This window comes from Streptomyces sp. NPDC048521 (genome assembly GCF_043199855.1).
Taxonomy (GTDB): Bacteria; Actinomycetota; Actinomycetes; order Streptomycetales; family Streptomycetaceae; genus Streptomyces.
Map to the genome: position 1 here is coordinate 97,112 of NZ_JBICWR010000015.1, position 19,289 is coordinate 116,400.

Sequence of the window (19,289 nt, forward strand, 5' to 3'; positions counted from 1 at the left end):
GATGCTCCGTAAGTCGTACGTCGGCTGTGGTTACCAGGGTGGGTGACGGGCGGGCGGTTTTCACGCGGAACCGGTCGCCCGCTCCGTGCTCGTCCGCGTCGTGTCCGCCCGCGCCGCCGGGAGCACCTGCCCGGCCGTGACCACCTCGGTGATGCCCCGCGCCCGCAGGTGCTCCGCGTCGTCGGCGCGGACGTCGAGGACGGTGGTGGGCCGGACGCCGTCGGCGGTCAGCCGGAAGAAGGCGTCGTACACGGTCCCGCCCGGAGCGAGCGCCGCACGCCGCTCGGGGTCGGCGGGTACGACGAGCGCGGTCGTGCGTGGTGCCGGGGCGCGGTGGGTCCGGCGGGCCGTGTCGGCCAGGACCCGCGCGATGTCCTTCGGCTGCCGGTCGTTGGTCAGCAGGCCGAGGCTGTATTCGAGTTCGGGGAAGTCGGCGAGGCCGCGCGAGACGTCGTGGGAGCACCACCAGGTGATGCCCCACAGGTCGGGGCAGTCCAGGACGTTGGTGACGGTCGCCTCGGCGAAGGCGGCGGCGTGCTCGGCGGGCACCAGGGGCGCGGGGGCGCCGACCTCCTGGAGCCACACCGGCCGGTGCGGGTCGTCCGCCCACGCCTTGCTCAGTTCGACCAGGTAGGCGGCGTGGTGCTCGCTGGGCACGGAGCTACGGCCGTGCCGCTGGGCGGTGCCGTTGAACACCCAGGAGTGCACGGCGGTGACGCCGCCGTACCGGGCGGCCTGGGCCGGGGTGAACGGCATGTCGTGCTGGTACCAGGTGGCGTCGTACTCGGCGTGCAGGTGCAGCCGGCCGGGGGCGCCCTCCTCGCAGGCGGCGAGCATGCGGTGCAGCCAGGTGTCGATCTGCTCGGCGGTGGCCCGGTCGGGGTCCGGGTGGGGGCCGGCGGAGAACTGGTTGACCTCGTTGCCGAGGGTCATGCCGATGAAGTTGGGCCGGTCGGCCAGGGCGGCGGCGAGGGTGCGCAGATAGGCGGCCTGGCCGTCGATGACGTCGGGGTCGGTGAACAGGTTGCGGCGGTGCCAGGTGCGGGTCCAGGCGGGCAGGAAGTCGAAGCTGGACAGGTGGCCCTGCAGGCCGTCCACGTTGACGTCGAGGCCGCGTTCGGCGGCGGCGTCGGCGAGCGCCACGAGCTGCTCCACCGCCCGCGGGCGGATCAGGGCCCGGTTCGGCTGGAAGTACGGCCACAGCGGGAACACCCGGACGTGGTCCAGGCCGAGCGCGGCGATCGAGTCGAGGTCGGCGCGTACCGAGTCGAGGTCGAAGTCGAGCCAGTGGTGGAACCATCCTTCGCTGGGGGTGTAGTTGACGCCGAAGCGCACGGCAGGGGGCATGCGGATGTCCTTGAGCTGGGGGGTGGCGGGGCTCAGCCCTTGACGGCGCCCTCGCCGACGCCGCGGAAGAAGTACCGCTGGAGGCAGGCGAAGAGGACGATGAGCGGAGCCACGGCGATGATCGTTCCCGCGGCGACCAGGCGCTGGTCGTTGGCGAAGGTGCCGTGCAGGTAGTTCAGGCCGATGGTGAGGGTGAACTTCGAGGGGTCGTTCAGCACGATGAGCGGCCACAGGAAGTCGTCCCAGGCGCCCATGAAGGCGAAGATCGCGACGACCGCGAGGGTGCCCTTCACGGACGGCAGCGCGATGTACCAGAAGCGCTGCCAGACGTTCGCGCCGTCGACGTAGGCCGCCTCCTCCACCTCGTGGGGCAGGTTGAGGAAGGCGTTGCGCATCAGCAGGACGTTCAGCGCGCTGACGCAGCTGGGCAGGACGACGCCGATCAGCGTGTTGTTCAGGCCCAGCTCCCGCATGGTCGTGAACTGGGCGATGATGATGCTCTCCACGGGCACGAGCGTCGCCAGCAGGAACACCAGGGTGGCCGCGCGCCGGCCCGCGAAGCGCAGCCGGGCGAGCGCGTAGCCGGCCAGAGCGCAGCCGACGCAGTTGGTGACGACGCTGGCGGCGGCGACCTTCAGCGAGTTCAGCGCGTAGTCCCAGACCGGGATGGTGGCGGCGACCCGCGTGTAGTTGTGCAGCGTGGGGTGCTCGGGCAGGAACGACGGCGGGGAGCTGTAGATGTCCTCCGTCGGGCCCTTCAGCGATGTCGACAGCTGCCACAGGAACGGGCCGATCGTCAGGGCCAGCACGAGGAGCAGCAGCGCGTAGCGCACCACCAGCTCCCAGCCGCGCACGCTGTGGCCGTCGCGGTCGGTCAGGGCGGACCGGCGCCCGCGGACGGCGGCCGGCCGCGGCGCGCGGTGCTCGGGGCGCGTCTTTGCCGTCACGCTCATGACTGGTCGTCCTTCCGGTCGGCGCGCAGGACCAGCAGCATCAGGGCCACGGTGATCACGAAGACCACCAGGGAGATGGCGGAGGCGTAGCCGACCCGGCCGCTCAGACCGGTGCCGGTGCGCTGGACCAGCATGATGAGCGTGGTGTCCTCGCCGGCCGGGCCGCCGGTGGGGCCGGCCATCAGGTACACCTCGGAGAACACCTTGAAGGCGGCGACCGAGGACAGTGCCGCGACCAGCACCATGGTGGAGCGGACGGCGGGCACGGTGACGGTGAGGAACCGGCGCACCGCGCCCGCGCCGTCGACGGCGGCGGCCTCGTGCAGCTCGCGCGGCACATTGGCCAGCGCCGCCAGATAGATGATCATGTAGTAGCCGAGGCCCTTCCACACGGTGACCGCCATGGCGCTGACCAGCAGCAGCCACTGGTCGCTGAGGAAGCCGACCGGACCGGCGCCGAGCAGCTCCAGCAGCGAGTTGATCAGGCCCCGGTCGTCCAGCAGCCACACCCAGATCAGGCCCACCACGACGATCGAGGCGACGACCGGGGTGTAGAAGGCCGACCGGAAGAAGGCGATGCCGGGGATGTTCTTCTGCACCAGCAGCGCCAGCAGCAGCGGCAGCACGACCAGCGCGGGCACCACCCCGACGACGTACAGCGTGCTGTTGCGCAGGGCGATCCAGAACGTGTCGTCGTGCAGCAGCTCGCGGAAGTTGGCGAGACCCACGAAGTGGCCCGGGATCAGCGTGCGGCGGTCGGTGAACGCGTTGACCACCGTGGAGACGAACGGGTACAGGATGAACGCGGCGGTCACGAGCAACCCGGGTGCGGCGAAGAGCCACGGACTGGTGGGCAGCTGGCGCCGCACCCGGGAGCGAACAGGGACAGTGGAACGGGCCATGACGGCTCAGCCCTGCTGGAGCAGCTGGTTGCAGGCCTTGACAGCGTTGTCGAGCGCCGCCTTGGGGCTCTGCTTGCCCTGCAGTGCCTTGGCCACCTCGTTGCGCAGCTCGGTCTTCATCTGGTCGCTGAAGACCACCGGCGTGTAGTTGACCGCGGTCTTCAGCGACTTGGCGGCCGCCACCCGCACCCGGGTCTCGTCGGTGCCGTCCTCCTTGGTGAAGTACGGATCGTCCAGCGAGCCCTTGGTGCTCGGGAAGATGGCGACCTGCTTCGCGAACGACATCTGGTTCTGGGCGTCGGTCACGAAGTGGGCGAAGGCGACGGCGGCCGGCTTCCGCTTGGACTGCGCGCTCACCATCACGTTCTGCACGTACATGTTGACGTGGCCGGTGCTGGTGATCTGGTCGGTGATGCCGATGTTCTTGTACAGGGTCGGCGCCTGGGTCTTGAAGTTCTTCAGGTCCAGCGCGCTGCCGGGATTCATGGCCACGGCACCCGTGAGGAACTTCTGGCCGGAGGACTCCGGGGTGGCGGTCAGGGCCTGCGGGTCGAGCGCCTTGGCGTCGAACAACTCCTTGTACTTGGCGAGCAGTTCGACCCCCTTGGCGTCGTTGAAGGTGAAGGCGGTGCCCTCCTTGTTCATCAGCTGGACGCCGTAGCGGCCGAAGTCCTCGACGGTGGGCACGTTGGCGAGCGTGGCGACCTTGCCGTCGGTCTTCTTCGCCATCTCCAGGCCGTCCGTGAACAGCTCGGCGTACGTCTTCGGGGGCTGGTCCGGGTCCAGGCCCGCCTTCTTGAACAGGGCCTTGTTGTAGAACAGCGGCCCGGTGTTGAGGTACCAGGGGAAGGCGTACGTGCCGGGCAGCCCCGGTATCCGGCTGCTGGCCCAGGCGCCGGGCAGGTACTCGTCCCGGTACTTCGCCGCCGCCTTGTCCTTGTCCAGGTCCAGGGCGAGCCCGGCCTTCGCGAGCGGGGCGGCCAGGTCGGGGGAGACGTTGACGACGTCGGGCAGCGTGCCGCCGGCCGCCTCCGCGCTGAGCTTGTCGGCGTAGCCCTCGGCGGGCTGGTCGACCCACTTGACGTGGGTACCCGGGTACTTCTTCTCGAAGTCGGCGATCACGCCCTCGAAGTACGACTTGAAGTTCGCCCTCAGGTTCCAGGTCTGGAACGTGATGTCGCCCTCGACCTTGCCCGAGGCGTCGCCCGACGAGCCGTCGTCGTTTCCGGAGCCGCAGGCGGCCAGCGGCAGCAGGGCCGCGGCGACGACAGCGGTGGCGAGGATTCTGCGGGATATGCGCACGGCTGGAGGCTCCTTCATACGGCGGGCTACGGCGACGGTGCCGGCCACGGGTTACAGGGGCAGACCTTGCATCCTTCCGGTGAAAAATGTCAATGGATTCGGAGCGAGAACCCGCCCATGGTTTGCAAAGGCCCAGGTCAGGCCGATCTGGTCCGGGCTCTTGCGGAGATCGCTAATGCGCTTTAGGTTGTGAGTGCTCAAGCGCTTTAGCGTTCACCCGCCAGAGAATGGGAGCGGAAGTGTCGGGCAAGCGTTCACCGGCTCGCCGGCCGACGATGAAGGACATCGCGCAGCGCGCCGGAGTCTCCGAGAGCGCCGTCTCCTTCGCGCTCAACGACCGCCCCGGCGTCTCCGAGGGCACCCGCGCCCGGGTGCGCCGGGTGGCCGAGCAACTGGGCTGGCGGCCGAGCACCGCCGCACGGCAGCTGTCCGGCGAGGGCGCGGCCACGGTCGGTTTCGTGCTGGCCCGCCCCGCGCACACCCTCGGCGTCGACTCCTTCTTCCTGCAACTGGTCTCCGGGATCCAGGAGGTGCTGGCGGAGCGGCATCTCGGACTGCTGTTCCAGGTGGTGGAGGACATCGCCGACGAATGCGCGGTCTACCGCACCTGGTGGGCCGAACACCGGGTGGACGGCGTCCTCATGGTCGACCCCCGCACCGACGATCCCCGTCCCGCGCTCCTGGAGGAACTCGGCCTGCCCGCCGTGGTCATCGGGGGCGCGCCGGCCGAACTGCATCACGGGCTGTCGGCGGTGTGGGCGGACGACGCCGGCGCGATGGCCGCGGTCGTGGGGGAGCTGCACGCCCTCGGCCACCGGCGGATCGTGCACATCGCCGGCCTTCCCGGACTCGCGCACACCCAGCGGCGGATGCGCAGCCTGCGGGCCGAGGCCGAACGGCGCGGCCTGACCGAGGTCCGCTCGGTGACCACCGACTACTCGGACGCCGAGGGAGCCGCCGTCACCCACCGGGTCCTGTCCGGGCCCGCCGCGCCCACCGCGCTGATCTACGACAACGACGTGATGGCGGTCGCCGGGGTGGCCGCCGCGGCCGAACTCGGCTTCGCGGTGCCCGAGGACGTGTCGGTGGTCGCGTGGGAGGACTCCGCGCTGTGCCGGATGGTCAAACCCTGGCTGTCCGCGCTGTCCCGGGACAGCGTGGCCTTCGGCCGCACCGCCGCGAGAGAGCTGGTCTCCCTGCTGGACGGTGCTCCCCCGGGCACCGTCCAGGTGCCGCTGCCGGAGCTGATCGGCCGGCAGAGCACGGGCCCCGCGCGCGACGGCTGAGGCCGCGGCGAGCCCGACCGGGGCCACGCCGGACGCACACGGACACGGCTGCTGCGCGGTCCGGTCCGGGCGACCGGCTGTGGGGGTGAAACCCGTGCCCGGCGGGGTACGTGCGCGGACGCGCCTCCGTGGTGTCCGACGCGGTCCGGTCAGGGGCGGCCGGCTGTGGGGGTGAAACCCGTGCCCACGTCGCCGTAGACGGCGGCGCCCATGAACGCCCGCCGGCCGGCACCTCCGGCCGGGCCGGTCAGGTCCGGTCGAGTCAGATGTCGGACTCGGAGGTCAGATGCATGGCGGCCTCCTCGGCCGACGCGCCCGCCCCGTCCAGTCCCACGTCCCAGGCGGCAAGGCCGGTCCGGGCGTTGGTCGGCAGGCCTTCGTCAGGCGCCACGAGCCGTCCGGCGCGTGCGTCGCCGACCTCGGCGTCCAAGAGCTCACCGTCGGTGTCCCAGGTGTCTCCGATGCCGTCGCCCAGCGGGACCGCGACGTCCGGAACCTCCTCGGCCAGGCGCTCGTCAAGGCTCTCCCCGCGCAGCCGCTCCGCGGCAGTCACGCCGGTGTGCTGCACACCCCACGGCCGTTCCGGAGGCGAGTAGCCCTCGTCCAGCGCTTCCTCGCCGGCCCGGTAGTCCAGAGTGTCCGACGCGTCCAGCAGTCCGGCATCGTCCTGTACGTCCGAACCGTCCGGCTGGTAGACGTCGTCACCCATCGCTTCGTCGGTCAACGCAACTCCTTGCTTCAGGCCGAGGGGCAGAGGAGGGCGGCGCCCGTCCGTCATCGCACAGTCGACGCCCTGTGTCTCCTGGTCAACTCCCCGCCACCAGCGTATCTGTGCCGTCCGTCCGGCGCGCGTCCTGCGTAGGCCCGCTGCGCGAGCCGCCACTTCGGCCCGCCTGCGCAGTACGTGTCATCGGATGAGGCCGTGCCGTGGGGGAGTTGGGGCCGGACCGTGCTGAACGGCCGATGTGGCGCTCCGGCCCACGTCGTCGCGGCTGACGGTCGTCTTCCGTTCCCTGAGCGTTCAACCAGCGGTTGCTGCCCGTGCCGTGTGCCGTCCCTAGGGTCCTTGAAGTTGTGGAAGGAAAGGGACGCATGGACTCACCGCTCGCAGTCCGGGCTCGCGGGATCACCAAGTGTTTCGGCGATGTCGTCGCACTGGACGGCGTCGACCTGGACGTGACGCAGGGCCGGATCCATGGTCTGGTCGGTCCGAACGGTGCCGGCAAGACGACGCTGCTCGGCCTCCTGCTGGGCCTGGCCGTCGCCGACAGCGGCCGTCTGGAGATCCTCGGCACGCCGGTGGGCCGCGCGTTCGAGGCACCGGGCGGTGTCGCCGGGTTCGTGGACGGGCCGGGGCTGTACCCGTCGCTCACCGCCCGGCAGAACCTCGCCGCGCTCGCAGCTCTGCGAGGCGACGACGCGCGGTCGGCGGGGATCGACGACGCACTCGAACAGGTCGGGCTCACGGACGTCGCCGACGACCGCACCCGTGGCTTCTCCCTGGGCATGCGCCAACGGCTCGGCCTCGCCGCGGCCCTGCTCACCAGGCCGCGGCTGCTCGTCCTGGACGAGCCCTCCAACGGCCTGGACCCGGCCGGAAAGAAGCACGTCCACGGTGTCCTCACCCGGCTCGCGCGGGAGGGAACGAGCGTCGTGCTCTCCAGCCACCGCATGGACGACCTGGAGGCCCTGTGCTCCGAGGTCACCATCCTCGCGACCGGGCGGATCGTGTTCTCCGGACCGCTGGGCGAGCTGGCCGCCGAGCACCGTGAACTCGACTACCGGCTGGTCACGTCCGACCCGGAGCGCGCACGGCTGCTGGCCATCGACGCGCCGGGGATCCGCCTGGCCGGCGACACCGCAGGACGCCAGGGCGGGGAGGCGCTCGTGGTGCGCGCGCTGGTACCCGCCCTCGACGACCTGGTGGCGCGCCTCGTCCACGAGGGCATCGCGCTACGCGAACTCGCCCCGGTCGTCTCTCCGTTGGAGGCGGCGTTCCTCGCCCTGACCGAGCAGCGGAAGACCGACGCACCGCAGCAGACCGACGCCCAGCGGCAGGACGACGCCGACGCAGCGCGGAAGACCGGCGCCCTGCGGCAGGAGGCCGGTCGATGACCGCCACCACGACCCCGACCGCAAGGCCCGCCCCGACCGCCGTACCCCCTGCGCACACCACCGCACCGGGCCGCATCACAGTTGCCCGGAGCTACCGCTTCGAAGTCGTCAAGCTCCTCTCCCAGTGGCGGATCCGCCTCCTGCTCCTCGTCTGCTGGATCGCGCCCGCGCTCTTCGTGGCCGGGGTGAGCGCGCAGAGCACGCTGCCCACGGACACCCTCTTCGGCCGCTGGATGCACGCCACCGGGTGGGCCGGGCCGCTGGTGACCCTCGGTTTCGCCGGCACCTGGGCGCTTCCGCTGCTCACCTCCGTCGTCGCCGGCGACGTGTTCGCCTTCGAGGACCGGCTCGGCACCTGGCGCCACCTGCTCGTCGCCGTCCGCTCGCCCGGGCGGATCTTCGCGGCGAAGGCACTGGCCGGCCTCACCGTCATCCTCCTGCTGGTGGCCGGGCTGGCTCTCTCCAGCACGGCCGGCGGTCTAATGGCCGTCGGCAACCAGCCGCTGGTCGGCCTCGACGGCCACCTGCTCACCCCCGGGGACGCCGCCGGCACGGTCCTGCTCGCATGGGCCTGTGTGCTCGCCCCGACCCTGGCCCTCGCCGGAATCGGGCTCCTCGGGTCGGTCGTACTCGGGCGCTCCCCGATGGGTCTGCTGCTGCCCGCGCTCGTCGCGCTCGCGATGCAGTTCGCCCAGATGCTGCCGCTCCCCGTCGCCGTACGCCTCGCCCTGCCCGGCGACGCCTTCCTCACCTGGAACGGCCTGTTCACCAGCCCGGCTCAGCTCACCCCGCTCCTCGCCGGCATCGTCGTCAGTCTTCTGTGGGCCGTGACGGCGACGGCGCTGGCCCGTGTCCTCTTCCTGCGGCGCGACTTCACCAACCCCACCGACGACGGCTCGGCGCGCCGCGCGGTCACCACGGCCGCCCTGCCGCTCGCGGGACTGCTCGGCGTGACGGTCGCCGTCGTGGCGGCGACGACCACGGCCACGGGTTCCGGGATCGAGCAGGCCAAGGTGGAGCGCTCGCTCGCCACCGAGTTCGCCCACCTGTACCGCATACAGACCGAGCAACTCCACCGGCCCGCGGTCACCGAAGCGCAGTTGAAGACCGCGGCGACGTGCGCCAAGGCCGGCGTCCAGGACGGCGCCCGGGGCCCTGGCAACGACTGGCGGTGCGTCGTCTCCTGGCATCTGCCGGGCGTCGCGGCCACCGGGTCGGCCGTCTACCAGCTCGACATCACGGCGGACGGGCGGTTCGTCGCCGACGGCGACGGACCGAAGGAAGTCAACGGCTACTTCCTGGTGCGGACTTCGACCGGAGACGCACCGAACCCGCTCTGGCAGCTCGACGGCGACGTCGACCTGCTCTCCGCGTCCGCGGACTCCCCGGCTCCCTGAACTCTTCCTCTCCGGCCACCCCCCGAACTCTCCGAATTCCAGAAGGAATCACATGCAGACAGCACGCCGCCGCCGGCAGGCCGAGAAGAAGTACTACGACCTGCTGGGCAGACGTGTCAGCCGCCGGGCCACGCTGGTCACGGCATGCATCACCACGGCCGCCCTGGCCACCGGCACCGCCGTCGCCGAGACCCGCCAGTTCGGCACCGACCAGGTGGGCCAGGTCACCGCCAGGGGCCAGGTCGTCTCCGCCGACCAGTACATCGCCCCGTACGGCGACCGCCTCGTCATCAACGACGGCAAGATCATGTCGTCGACGGTCAGCCCGGACGGCGGCCACCTCGCCGCCGCGGTCGCCGACGGCGACGCCGCGCTGGTCATCGTGGACCTCTCGACCGGGCAGATCAAGCAGCGCGTCGGCACCAACGCCGTCGACGACCTGCGCATCAGCAGCAACGCCGTCGGCCAGGAGGGCCCGACGTTCTCACCCGACGGCAAGCAGCTGTGGCTGGGCCAGACCGACGGCTACACCAAGTTCACCGTGAACGCGGACGGCACCCTCGCCGACCCGGTGACCGTCAAGATCCCGGCCGACGGCAGCAAGCAGGCCCTGGTCGCCGCGGCGGTGTTCTCGGCCGACGGCTCCACCGTGTACGCCGCGGTCAACGGCCAGAACCGGGTGGTCGCGATCGACGCGGCGACCGGCGCCGTCAAGCAGAGCTGGGCGGTGGGCAACGCCCCGCGCGGCATGGCCCGCGTCGGCGACACGCTCTACGTCAGCAACGAGGGCGGCCGCCCCGCGAAGGCCGGCGACTCCACGCTCAACTCCTACGGCACCCAGGTGCCGGCCGACCCGAAGACCGGGGCCACCACCACCGGTACGGTCAGCGTCATCGACCTGGCCGACCCGTCCACCGCCGTCGGCACCATCGACGTCGGCCTGCACCCGACCGCCGTGTACGCCCGGCGCGGCGCGGTGTTCGTCACTAACACCGCGACCAACGACGTGTCGGTCATCGACACCGCCAGGAACAAGGTCGTACAGACCATCGCCACCCAGCCGTGGCCGGAGGCGTCGGTGGGCTACGAGCCCGACGCGGTGACGCTCACCGACGACGGTCACCTGCTGGTGACGCTCGGCCGCGCCAACGCGGTCGCCGTCTACCGGTACACGACCCCGCAGGAGCCGGTCAGCTACATCGGTCTCCTCCCGACGGACTACTTCCCCGCCGAGATCACCACCGTGGGCAAGAAGGTCGTCGTCTCCCACACCCGCGGCATCGACGCGCGCCGCCCCGACAGCGCCGGCCACGGCACCCACGACACGACCTCCAGCCTGACGCAGTTCACCCTGCCCAGCGACCGTGTCATCCGCGCCCAGACCGCCAAGGTCTTCCGGCAGAACGGCTGGAGCAGCGGCTCGGTCAAGCTGGCCAAGGGCAAGAGCCACGCGAAGCCGGTGCCGGTGCCGGCGCGGCTCGGCGACCCCTCGACGATCAAGCACGTCTTCCTGATCGTCAAGGAGAACCGGACCTACGACCAGGTCCTCGGCGACATCCCGCAGGGCAACGGCGACCCGTCGCTGGCGGAGTTCGGTGAGAACGTGACACCGAACCAGCACGCGCTGGCCAAGCAGTTCGGCCTGTACGACAACACGTACGACATCGGCACCAACTCGGCCGAGGGGCACAACTGGCTGATGCAGGCCGACAACCCCGAGTACACCGAGTCCTCGGCCGGTGAGTACAAGCGCAGCTACGACACCGAGGACGACGCCCTCGGCCACCAGCGGACCGGGTTCCTGTGGACCGGCGCCCAGGCGGCCGGCAAGTCGGTGCGGAACTTCGGCGAGTTCCACCAGTTCCTGACCAAGCCGTCGGGCGCGAGCTGGCAGAACCTGTACTGCGACAGCAAGACCATGGAGGCGACCGGACAGGACACCGCCTACCCCCTGGTCTCGTCCTCGCCGATCCCGTCGCTCAACGACGTCTCGGTACACGGCTTCCCGAAGTTCGACACCAGCGTCCCGGACATCTACCGGTACCAGATCTGGAAGCGTGACTTCGAGCGGAACGGGCCGGCGAACCTGAACATGTTCTGGCTCTCCAGCGACCACACCGGCGGACCCGCGAACGCGCCCGCCCAGGTCGCGGACAACGACCTCGCGACCGGCAAGATCGTCGACGAGATCGCGCACAGCCCGTACTGGAAGGACTCGGCGATCTTCGTGGTCGAGGACGACTCCCAGGCCGGCCTCGACCACGTCGACGGCCACCGCGCCCCGATCCAGATCATCAGCCCCTGGGCCCGGCACGGCGTCGTCGACAGCCACTACTACTCGCAGATCACGGTGATCCGCACCCTCGAGCAGATCCTCGGGATCCACCCGATGAACCAGAAGGACAGCGCGGCCACGCCGATGAGTGCGGCGTTCACCCGCGAGGCCGACTTCACGCCGTTCACCGCGCTGCCCAACCGGACCTCGCTGACCGCCGGTCTGAAGACCCCGCCCGCCTGCGGTGTGGACACCCCGGCGCCGCAGAATCCCGGCGCGGCGGCGGTCCCGTCGGCGAAGGTGCCGGCGGACAAGCAGGAGCTCGTGGCGCAGTGGGAGAACTGGAAGTCGAAGCAGCGGCTGACCGGACCCCACGCCGTACCGGACTTCGCCAACCCCGCGCAGATGAACCACTTCACCTGGTACCAGACGCACAACTGGACGAAGCCCTATCCCGGCGAGCACAGGATCTACGCCCCGAAGGACGTGCCGGGCGCCTACCTCCCGTCGGCGGAGTCCGACGGCTGACACGGCCCGCTCTGGCCCAGGGCCCCCTGCCCGGTCCCACCGCCGGGCGGGGGCCCTGCCCTCTTTGGTGCGCGTCGGCCCGCCGCCGAAGCCCGGAGCACCCCGGAAACCCCGCTGAGGTGTCACCCGCGGGCGGCCTCCGCTTCGTTCTGGGGTCGGCACGGCCACACCGCCCGCGTCAGGACTGCGGCAGGAGCGCCAGTGCCTCCGTGGCATTGTGTTCCGCGATCCCCCGCATCGACGCGCGATCGGGAAAGTCCCCGTCGAGAAGGCGCAACGGGCCGGCCACCAGCGACAGACGCATCGCGAGCATGTAGAGGTCGAGCCGCCGCGGATCGAGACCGGGCCGGGACAGCGCCGCGTACCGCTCGCCGAAGCGGAGCCGGAGGAAGACGTGTTCCCATTCGACGTCGAAGTACATCAGGCCCTCGATGTCGATCAGCACGGGGTGGCCCGAGCCGTCGACCAGGACGTGGTCCGGACCCAGTTCTCCGTGGATCATCCCGTACTCGGCGCGCGGAGTCACCCGTGCGGCGAGTTCCCGCAGCCGGTCCCGCAACGCACCGGCGGCTTCCGCGATCCCGTCGTGCCGATCCGCCGCCTCCTCCAGATCCCGTACGGCACGCCCGAGCACCCGAGCCTCGCACGAGGTCCCGCCGCCGGCGGCGTCCCGTTCCGGCAGGTCGACCCTGCCGTACCTGGGGGACCGGTGCTGGTGCATGGTCTCGAGCATCTCGGCCAGCTCGCCCAGGGCGGCCGCCGCGCGGGCGGGATCGGTGCCGAAGAGAGCCTCGAGCGTGCCGCCACCGACGTCCTCGACCACGGCGACGTCCGCAGGCCGGCGGTCTCGGCCGGCGTCCGCCAGGAGCACCTCGGGAACCCGTGCCCCCAGTCCGTCCAGGGTCCGTTGCGCGGCCAGGAACGGGACCAGCCCGGATGCCGGCGCGAACGGGTCGGCGCTGTCGGCCGCCTCCACGCCGGACCAGAAGTTCTCGGTCTCGGCCCACCTGTAGACGATCACACTCGCCACGCGGGCCCCCTCGACGCGGACCCGGTACACGCCCTTCTTGCTCCCCCCGCGCAATCGGTCCACCGCGACGACACGGCACCCCGCTCCCAACGCCTCACCCACGAACCCCGACAGGTCTTCGATCTCCGCGAATCGCCGCATCCGCCGAACCTACAGAAGACGTTCCACACCCGTGCGACCGGCACCCGGTCCAGCTCATGGAGGCGTACGGGGTCAGGTGAGGTCAGAGAACGCGTGCGACTCCCGCGTAGATACCGCTGCCTTCGGCCACCGAGGCCGGGGCCGAGGTGACCCACTCCGTCGCCGTCACCAGGCCGGGCGGAACGAGTTCCAGGCCGTCGAAGAAGCGCTCCACCTCCGCCCGGGTGCGGAAACCGAGCTGGATGCCGCCCTTGGCGTACTCGGCGGTGACCTGGGCGGCGAGTTCCGGATACAGATCGGACGCGGCGTGCGACAGCACCAGACAACTGCCCGCCGGCAGCGAGGCCACCAGCGTGCGGACGATGCCGTGGGCCTCCTGCTCGTCGGGGATGAAATGCATCAGCGCTATCAGCGACAGCGCGATCGGGCGGGTGAAGTCCAGGACCTGCCGGGCGTGCTGAACGATGCCTTCCGGCTGCCGTACGTCGGCCTCGATGTAGTCGGTCACTCCCTCGGGACGGCTGACCAGCAGCGCCTCGGCGTGCCGGAGGACGATCGGGTCGTTGTCGGTGTACACGATCTTCGCCGTCGGCAGGATCTCCTGCACGATCTGGTGGAGATTGGGCTCCGTCGGAATGCCCGTGCCGATGTCCAGGAACTGGTCGATGCCCTGTTCGGCCAGCCAGGCGGCCGCCCGGTGCATGAACTGACGGTTCTGCCGGGCCGCGTTCTTCGCCTCCGGCGGCAACTGCCGCCCCACCGCCTCGTCGACCGGGTAGTTGTCCTTACCGCCCAGCAGCCAGTCGTAGACCCGCGCGGGATGCGCCTTGCCGGTGTCGATCGGCAGCGGCGGCTGTGAGGCGGTCGTCATAGCAACTCCATGGAGCCGGTGAACGGATCGGACCGATGATGTGATCACCCTACTCGGGCGCTTCATGTCGTGGCGAGGGGAGGGGAATTGGGACCCGGGTACGTCGCGCGCACCCTCACGGCACTCACGCTCAGAGGGCGGCGAGCAGACCGTCGAGCGGGGCGGGTACGCGGTCGGCGTCGAGGGCCTCGACGAGGACACGGCCGTAATGGATCTTGCGCCCCTTCTTCGTGCCGAGGAAGCGCCGCAACTGCCGCTGCGGGGTACGGCCCCGCTGCGCGGGCTGGCGGAGGAAGGTCTGCAGGGCACGCAGGTCGCCCTCGGCCCGGACCAGCTCCTCCACCCGTGCCACGCCCAGCGCGCGGATGAGTTCGTCCTCCAGGTCCGCCGCGCAGACGAAGAACCCCTGCTGGTCCGCACCGGCCCGCTCCCAGCCGCGAGCGTAGTAGCGGCGCTCCCCTTCGTCGCACAGTCCGGTGAGGCGGAGGTCCAGGCCGGGTGGCCCGAGGAGGCCGGCGAAACGGCCGACGTTCATCGCACCGCCCATCGACACGACGCAGACGCCTTCGGCCGCCAGGTCCCGGCCGCGCCGCGCGGCCAGCGCGCCGACCGCCGCGACATCGCTCGGCCCTTCCAGCAGGACGACCGCCCGGACGGCCAGCCGCCCGGCCAGCTCGCGCGCGCGGTCGCCCGGGCCGCCGGCCGCCCACGCGGTGACCGCCTCGCGGAACGACTCCATGTCAGCCATGAGAGGAGTCTGTGTCCTTTCCGGCCGCGACGGTAGGGAATTTCCGCCCGCCCGTCGATCACCGGTGCGCGGCCGGGGGCGGCGTGCACGACGGAAGCCGGCGGACGGACGGCCGAGTCGCTCGTCTACTTGAGGCCGCTGAGCATGACGCCGCGGATGTAGTACTTCTGCAGCAGCAGGAAGAGCAGCAGGACCGGCAGGATGCTCAGGACGAGGCCGGCCATGACGATGGGCATCGTGCGGGTCGGGTCGACGTGGTCCTGCAAGAGCTGGATGCCGACGGGCAGGGTCATCACGTCCGGGTCGGCGGTCGACACGAGCAGCGCCCAGATGTACTCGTTCCAGGCGTCGACGAAGGTCAGCAGCCCGAGCGTCACCAGGACCGGCTTGGTCTGCGGCACCACGATCCGCCACCACACGGCGAACTCGCCGGCCCCGTCGATGCGCGCGGCCTCGAGGACCTCGTCCGGGATCGACAGCATGAACTGGCGTGTCAGGAAGATGCCGAAGCCGTTGACGAGGAACGGCACGGCGAGCGCCGCGATGCTGACGGTCAGACCCGCGCCGCCGCGCCCGAACAGGTCGTTGCCGCCCGCCAGCGGCCAGTGCACCAGGATCAGGAAGTGCGGGATGAAGAAGAGGAACGGGGGGAACATCATCGTCGACAGCACCAGTCGGAAGACGAAGTCCCGGCCGGGGAACCGGAGTTTGGCGAGCGCGTAGCCGGCGAGCGACGACGTGAGCAGCACCGATCCGGTGATCACGCCGGTGGCGACGACGCTGTTGCGGAAGAGCACCGGCAGATCGAGCTGGTCGATCGCCGACCGGTAGTTGGACCAGTCGAACGCCTCGGGCAGGAACCGGTACGGCAGCGTGCCGGACTCGCCGGGCCCCTTGAAGGACGTCATCACCATGTCGAGGAACGGCACCACCGTGAGCACGGCGCCGGTCACGACCACCAGGTACGACAGCCACGGGAAACGGCGCCGGACCATGCGTCCTCTCTGCGTCATGCGTCCTCCCCCGTGCGCCGGAAGATCCACAACTGAGCCAGGGTGACCGCGAGGACCACCACGAACAGCACGAAGGCGGCGGCGCTCGCGGTGCCCCAGTCGCCGTGGCTGAAGGCCTGCCGGTACATCTCCAGCGCGGCCACATTGGTCGCGTCGCCCGGGCCGCCCTTGGTCATCACGCTGATCAGCGCGAACGACTGCAGGCCGGTGAGGAACTGGGTGACGCACACGAACAGCAGGGACGGCCGCAGCAGCGGCAGTGTGATCCTCCAGAAGACGGTGACGGGCCCCGCACCGTCGAGCGCGGCCGCCTCGTAGTACGACTCGGGAACGGACTTCAGCCCCGCCGTCAGGATGAGGATCGCCGAACCGACCGACGCCCAGGCCTGTACGACCACGACCGAGGGCAGCGCGGTGTCCGGGTCCTGGAGGAACGCCACCGAGCCGAGCCCGAGGGCGTTGAGGACCCCGTTGACCAGCCCGCCCGGCTCGTACATGTACTTCCACACGTTGCCGACGGCGACGACGGTCGTGACGATCGGCAGGAAGTACAGGGTGCGCCACAGCCCCTGGAACCGCAGCTTGTCGATGCAGGTGGCGACGAGCACGGAGCCGGCCAGCGCGAGGGCCACGGTGCCCAGGGCGAACAGCAGCGTGTTGGTGAGGATCGGCACCAGGAACGTCGATCCGTCCGCGAAGAGGCCGGTGAAGTTGTCCAGGCCGACCGGATCGATGTCGCCGAGGTCGAACCCGGCCCAGTGCGACATCGACAGCAGCAGCGCCAAGCCGAGCGGCAGGATCAGGAAGACCGCGAAGAACAGCAAGGTCGGTGCCAGGAAGAGGTAGGCGACGACGGCCTGGCGGGGCCGGGTCCGGCTGCGCCGGTCGACGGCGGGCCGGGGGGACCGCGGGCCGGGCGCCCGCTCGGTCGTCTCCGGCACCAGGATGTTCACCATGAGCGCGACACCTCCTGATCGACCTGTCGGCGAGTGACGCGCAGTGCCTCGTCGACCGACCGCTGACCGGTCCACAACGCCTCGATGTTCTTGCGCAGCAGCGACTTGGCCTGCTGCGCGCCCGGCACGTTCGGCTCCGGCACCGCGTACGCCAGTGCGTCCAGGAACGGGCGCAGGTTCCGGTCGCCGCCCGCGCCCAGGAGCGTCCGCATGTCGTCGGCGCGGCCGGTCAGGGAGCCCACCGACACCTGCAGGGCGCTCATCCGGGTCGCTGTCGCGGCCTTCCCGGGGCTCCGCACGCTCACCTTCTCGGTGTTGAGCCAGCGCAGGAACTCCCAGGCCTCGCGCGGGTGCCTGCCGGCCGCGTTGACCCCCAGCATGAAGCCGGTGGAGAGCGTGGCGCGCTCGCCGTCCGCCTCGGGGATCGGCAGCGGCGCGACGCCGACATCGCCGTACGCCCTGCCCATCAGCTCCTTCAGGTTCCCGGTCCACCAGCCGGCGCTGACCACCATGGCCACCTGCCCGGACGGGAACGCCTTGTAGACGTTGACGCCGGGGGCGCTCGCACCTCGGGTGACGAGGCGGTGCTCCAGGTCGAACACGGCCCGGCCGGCCGGCGAGTCGATGGCGGTGCTCCTGCCGTCCGCGGAGACGAACGTTCCGCCGGCGGCGTTGAGCAGGGCGAGGGTCTGGCCGACGGTGGTGGAGTCGTCGATGGTCGACAGCCCGAACCCCTGGACCAGCGTGTTGCCGTACCGGTCCCGCCTGGTGGTGCGGTAGGCCGTCTCCTCCAGCTCCCGCCAGGTGCGCGGAGGGCCGTCGATGCCGGCCTCGCGCAGCAGCCGCTTGTTGTAGTAGAGGGCGTACGTCTGCACCTCGGTGGGGTAGCCGTAGACCTCGCCGTCCACCGAGGAGGAGCCGACCGCGGCCTCGCCGTAGCCGCGCCTGATCTCCTCGGCGTGCTCGGGCGGAGCGGGCCGCAGGACACCGGCCCGGACGAGCTGGCCGTTCCACAGGCAGTACGGGTGGAGGATGTCGGCGCCCTGGCCCGCGGCCTGCCGGACCATGAACGTGGTCAGCAGGTCCGTGAACTCGACGGCCTCCGTGCGCACCTTGACCCGGTCATGGGTGGCGTTCCACTCGTCGACCGGGCCCTGCAGGGCCTCCTTGAGCGCCCCGCTCGCGTAGTGGGAGAGCAGGGTGAGGACGATCGGGTCCCCGGGCCGCCCGGTGCCCTGGTGCGGCGCGGCGCACCCGCCGGCGAGCAGTGCCGAGGGCAGGGCGAGCGCGAAGTGACGGCGGCTCAGGCCGCCGGTGCGGCGCGACGGCGTCACCGGGCGGCCTCCCGGCGCAGCACGCGGAACACCCGGGTCGTGGTGAAACCGGCCTTGCGGTACAGGTGGCCCGCCGGGGACCGCTCGCCGGTCCACAGGAACCACGCCGAGTGCGCGCCGCGCGCCCGCATCCGCTGCAGGACCAGGTGGAGCAGGACCTTGCCGAGTCCGGTGCCGCGCATCTCCTCCAGCACCCCGAACGGGCCGAACCGCTCGTCCACCGACTCGTACGCGGCGTGCATCGCCCAGCCGACCAGGCGACCCGAAGGGGACCGGACGACGACGATCCGGTCGAGCGGGGTGCCCGCGGCCAGACACTCCCGGATCGCGCGCGCCCAGTCCGGGTTGAAGTGGTTCCCGGCGAGAGCGACCAGTTCCACCAGGTCGTCGTCGGACGGGGTGGCGAACCGGTAGCCGCGCGCCGTCAGTTCGTCCACGCGGCACGCGACCTCCGCCGGCAGGCGGTAGCCGACCAGAGAGAGGTCCATCGCCGCCGCCTCGTACAGCGTGCGAAAGCCCAGGGACCCGAGGAGCCCGGCCGCTTCCGGATAGGTTTCGGTGTCCAGGCCGGGGAGGAGGTAGTTCGGGGTGTACGAGGAGAAGTCCACCCGGGTGCGGCCGTGGCCGTGCAGCCAGTCGAGGGCGTCGGTCAGCAGCCGGCGGCCGAGACCGCGCCCGCGGGCGGCCGGGTCGACGAAGAAGAACGGGATCCAGCCCTGCTCCGGCTCCAGATCGGTGCCGGTCATCGGCGTCAGACGGCGCACCGCGTAGGCGGCACCGACGACACGGCCGCCGTCGACGGCGACGCGCAGCCCCTGCGGATCGAAGTTGGCGTCGAGCAGCACCAGGGAGCGGAAGCGGTCCGGGGTCACGGGGTCGGCCGGCGCGCTCCGGCGCCACGCCTCCACCAACGGCGGGCCGTCACCCGTGCGAAAGCCACGGATCGCGGCCCCGGAGGTCGTCGTGCGAGCGGTCATCGACGGGGTCGTCCTTCCATACGCCGGTCGCGGACGGTACTGAACGCCGCCCGCCGCGCCGCGTCGGTCCATGGCGGGGTGGGCTGAGCCGGGGCGATCGGAACGGTCCGGCCG

The 19,289-nt window shown here is 71.2% G+C and carries 16 protein-coding genes; 4 read left to right on the forward strand and 12 right to left on the reverse strand.

Features of this window, described 5'->3' with window-relative positions; genetic code table 11:
• Positions 1-60: 60 nt before the first annotated feature.
• The 4 genes from ACGFRF_RS30060 to ACGFRF_RS30075 are packed head-to-tail and all read right to left on the reverse strand — an operon-like array spanning position 61 to position 4,504.
• On the reverse strand, positions 61-1,347 hold the full coding sequence (locus tag ACGFRF_RS30060) for a glycosyl hydrolase (RefSeq protein ID WP_393745263.1): 1,287 nt from the start codon (positions 1,345-1,347) through the stop codon (positions 61-63).
• Between the two features lie 32 nt (positions 1,348-1,379).
• Positions 1,380-2,300, reverse strand: a complete 921-nt coding sequence (locus ACGFRF_RS30065; protein ID WP_393745265.1) for a carbohydrate ABC transporter permease — start codon at positions 2,298-2,300, stop codon at positions 1,380-1,382.
• Positions 2,297-3,202 (reverse strand): carbohydrate ABC transporter permease, encoded by a 906-nt coding sequence (locus ACGFRF_RS30070; RefSeq protein WP_393745266.1) that lies wholly within the window; start codon positions 3,200-3,202, stop codon positions 2,297-2,299. The genes ACGFRF_RS30065 and ACGFRF_RS30070 overlap by 4 nt, the downstream gene beginning before the upstream one ends.
• Positions 3,203-3,208: 6 nt before the next feature.
• Positions 3,209-4,504 carry an extracellular solute-binding protein gene (locus tag ACGFRF_RS30075; protein ID WP_393745268.1) on the reverse strand — a complete coding sequence of 432 codons (1,296 nt, stop codon included), beginning with the start codon at positions 4,502-4,504 and terminating at the stop codon, positions 3,209-3,211.
• Positions 4,505-4,731: 227 nt separating this feature from the next.
• Here ACGFRF_RS30075 and ACGFRF_RS30080 point away from each other — a divergent pair, with 227 nt between their 5' ends.
• Positions 4,732-5,790 carry a LacI family DNA-binding transcriptional regulator gene (locus ACGFRF_RS30080; protein WP_393745270.1) on the forward strand — a complete coding sequence of 353 codons (1,059 nt, stop codon included), beginning with the start codon at positions 4,732-4,734 and terminating at the stop codon, positions 5,788-5,790.
• Positions 5,791-6,052: 262 nt separating this feature from the next.
• Here the strand turns inward: ACGFRF_RS30080 and ACGFRF_RS30085 are convergent, their stop codons facing one another.
• Positions 6,053-6,499 (reverse strand): DUF5709 domain-containing protein, encoded by a 447-nt coding sequence (locus tag ACGFRF_RS30085; protein WP_393745483.1) that lies wholly within the window; start codon positions 6,497-6,499, stop codon positions 6,053-6,055.
• A 383-nt stretch (positions 6,500-6,882) separates the two neighbouring features.
• Between ACGFRF_RS30085 and ACGFRF_RS30090 the strand changes: the two genes are divergently transcribed.
• The 3 genes from ACGFRF_RS30090 to ACGFRF_RS30100 are packed head-to-tail and all read left to right on the forward strand — an operon-like array spanning position 6,883 to position 12,105.
• Entirely contained in the window at positions 6,883-7,905 is a 1,023-nt protein-coding gene (locus tag ACGFRF_RS30090; RefSeq protein WP_393745272.1) for an ABC transporter ATP-binding protein, read from the forward strand.
• On the forward strand, positions 7,902-9,302 hold the full coding sequence (locus tag ACGFRF_RS30095; protein ID WP_393745274.1) for an ABC transporter permease: 1,401 nt from the start codon (positions 7,902-7,904) through the stop codon (positions 9,300-9,302). The genes ACGFRF_RS30090 and ACGFRF_RS30095 overlap by 4 nt, the downstream gene beginning before the upstream one ends.
• Positions 9,303-9,354: 52 nt before the next feature.
• The gene (locus ACGFRF_RS30100; protein WP_393745276.1) at positions 9,355-12,105 is read left to right on the forward strand and encodes an alkaline phosphatase family protein; all 2,751 of its coding nucleotides are present in this window, start codon (positions 9,355-9,357) and stop codon (positions 12,103-12,105) included.
• 178 nt (positions 12,106-12,283) lie between these two features.
• Here ACGFRF_RS30100 and ACGFRF_RS30105 read toward each other — a convergent pair whose 3' ends face one another.
• From ACGFRF_RS30105 to ACGFRF_RS30135, 7 genes are all read right to left on the reverse strand, one after another.
• Positions 12,284-13,276, reverse strand: coding sequence for a phosphotransferase (locus ACGFRF_RS30105; RefSeq protein ID WP_393745278.1), 993 nt, complete (start codon positions 13,274-13,276; stop codon positions 12,284-12,286).
• Positions 13,277-13,358: 82 nt separating this feature from the next.
• Positions 13,359-14,147 carry an SAM-dependent methyltransferase gene (locus ACGFRF_RS30110; protein WP_393745280.1) on the reverse strand — a complete coding sequence of 263 codons (789 nt, stop codon included), beginning with the start codon at positions 14,145-14,147 and terminating at the stop codon, positions 13,359-13,361.
• Between the two features lie 130 nt (positions 14,148-14,277).
• Positions 14,278-14,895 (reverse strand): TOPRIM nucleotidyl transferase/hydrolase domain-containing protein, encoded by a 618-nt coding sequence (locus tag ACGFRF_RS30115; RefSeq protein ID WP_393745282.1) that lies wholly within the window; start codon positions 14,893-14,895, stop codon positions 14,278-14,280.
• Between the two features lie 125 nt (positions 14,896-15,020).
• Entirely contained in the window at positions 15,021-15,908 is an 888-nt protein-coding gene (locus ACGFRF_RS30120; RefSeq protein ID WP_393745284.1) for a carbohydrate ABC transporter permease, read from the reverse strand.
• Positions 15,905-16,864 carry a carbohydrate ABC transporter permease gene (locus ACGFRF_RS30125; RefSeq protein WP_393745286.1) on the reverse strand — a complete coding sequence of 320 codons (960 nt, stop codon included), beginning with the start codon at positions 16,862-16,864 and terminating at the stop codon, positions 15,905-15,907. The genes ACGFRF_RS30120 and ACGFRF_RS30125 overlap by 4 nt, the downstream gene beginning before the upstream one ends.
• Positions 16,858-18,198 (reverse strand): ABC transporter substrate-binding protein, encoded by a 1,341-nt coding sequence (locus tag ACGFRF_RS30130; RefSeq protein WP_393745287.1) that lies wholly within the window; start codon positions 18,196-18,198, stop codon positions 16,858-16,860. The genes ACGFRF_RS30125 and ACGFRF_RS30130 overlap by 7 nt, the downstream gene beginning before the upstream one ends.
• Complete coding sequence (locus ACGFRF_RS30135; RefSeq protein WP_393745289.1) at positions 18,195-19,175, reverse strand: GNAT family N-acetyltransferase; 981 nt, start codon at positions 19,173-19,175, stop codon at positions 18,195-18,197. Before ACGFRF_RS30135 ends, ACGFRF_RS30130 begins: the two co-directional genes overlap by 4 nt.
• Positions 19,176-19,289: the final 114 nt, after the last annotated feature.

Bases quoted from the DNA above. Each gene is read 5' to 3' on its own strand.
- ACGFRF_RS30060 (WP_393745263.1), bottom strand. From the start codon at position 1,347: ATGCCCCCTGCCGTGCGCTTCGGCGTCAACTACACCCCCAGCGAAGGA.
- ACGFRF_RS30065 (WP_393745265.1), bottom strand. From the start codon at position 2,300: ATGAGCGTGACGGCAAAGACGCGCCCCGAGCACCGCGCGCCGCGGCCG.
- ACGFRF_RS30070 (WP_393745266.1), bottom strand. From the start codon at position 3,202: ATGGCCCGTTCCACTGTCCCTGTTCGCTCCCGGGTGCGGCGCCAGCTG.
- ACGFRF_RS30080 (WP_393745270.1), top strand. From the start codon at position 4,732: ATGGGAGCGGAAGTGTCGGGCAAGCGTTCACCGGCTCGCCGGCCGACG.
- ACGFRF_RS30085 (WP_393745483.1), bottom strand. From the start codon at position 6,499: ATGGGTGACGACGTCTACCAGCCGGACGGTTCGGACGTACAGGACGAT.
- ACGFRF_RS30090 (WP_393745272.1), top strand. From the start codon at position 6,883: ATGGACTCACCGCTCGCAGTCCGGGCTCGCGGGATCACCAAGTGTTTC.
- ACGFRF_RS30095 (WP_393745274.1), top strand. From the start codon at position 7,902: ATGACCGCCACCACGACCCCGACCGCAAGGCCCGCCCCGACCGCCGTA.
- ACGFRF_RS30100 (WP_393745276.1), top strand. From the start codon at position 9,355: ATGCAGACAGCACGCCGCCGCCGGCAGGCCGAGAAGAAGTACTACGAC.
- ACGFRF_RS30105 (WP_393745278.1), bottom strand. From the start codon at position 13,276: ATGCGGCGATTCGCGGAGATCGAAGACCTGTCGGGGTTCGTGGGTGAG.
- ACGFRF_RS30110 (WP_393745280.1), bottom strand. From the start codon at position 14,147: ATGACGACCGCCTCACAGCCGCCGCTGCCGATCGACACCGGCAAGGCG.
- ACGFRF_RS30115 (WP_393745282.1), bottom strand. From the start codon at position 14,895: ATGGCTGACATGGAGTCGTTCCGCGAGGCGGTCACCGCGTGGGCGGCC.
- ACGFRF_RS30120 (WP_393745284.1), bottom strand. From the start codon at position 15,908: ATGACGCAGAGAGGACGCATGGTCCGGCGCCGTTTCCCGTGGCTGTCG.
- ACGFRF_RS30125 (WP_393745286.1), bottom strand. From the start codon at position 16,864: ATGGTGAACATCCTGGTGCCGGAGACGACCGAGCGGGCGCCCGGCCCG.
- ACGFRF_RS30135 (WP_393745289.1), bottom strand. From the start codon at position 19,175: ATGACCGCTCGCACGACGACCTCCGGGGCCGCGATCCGTGGCTTTCGC.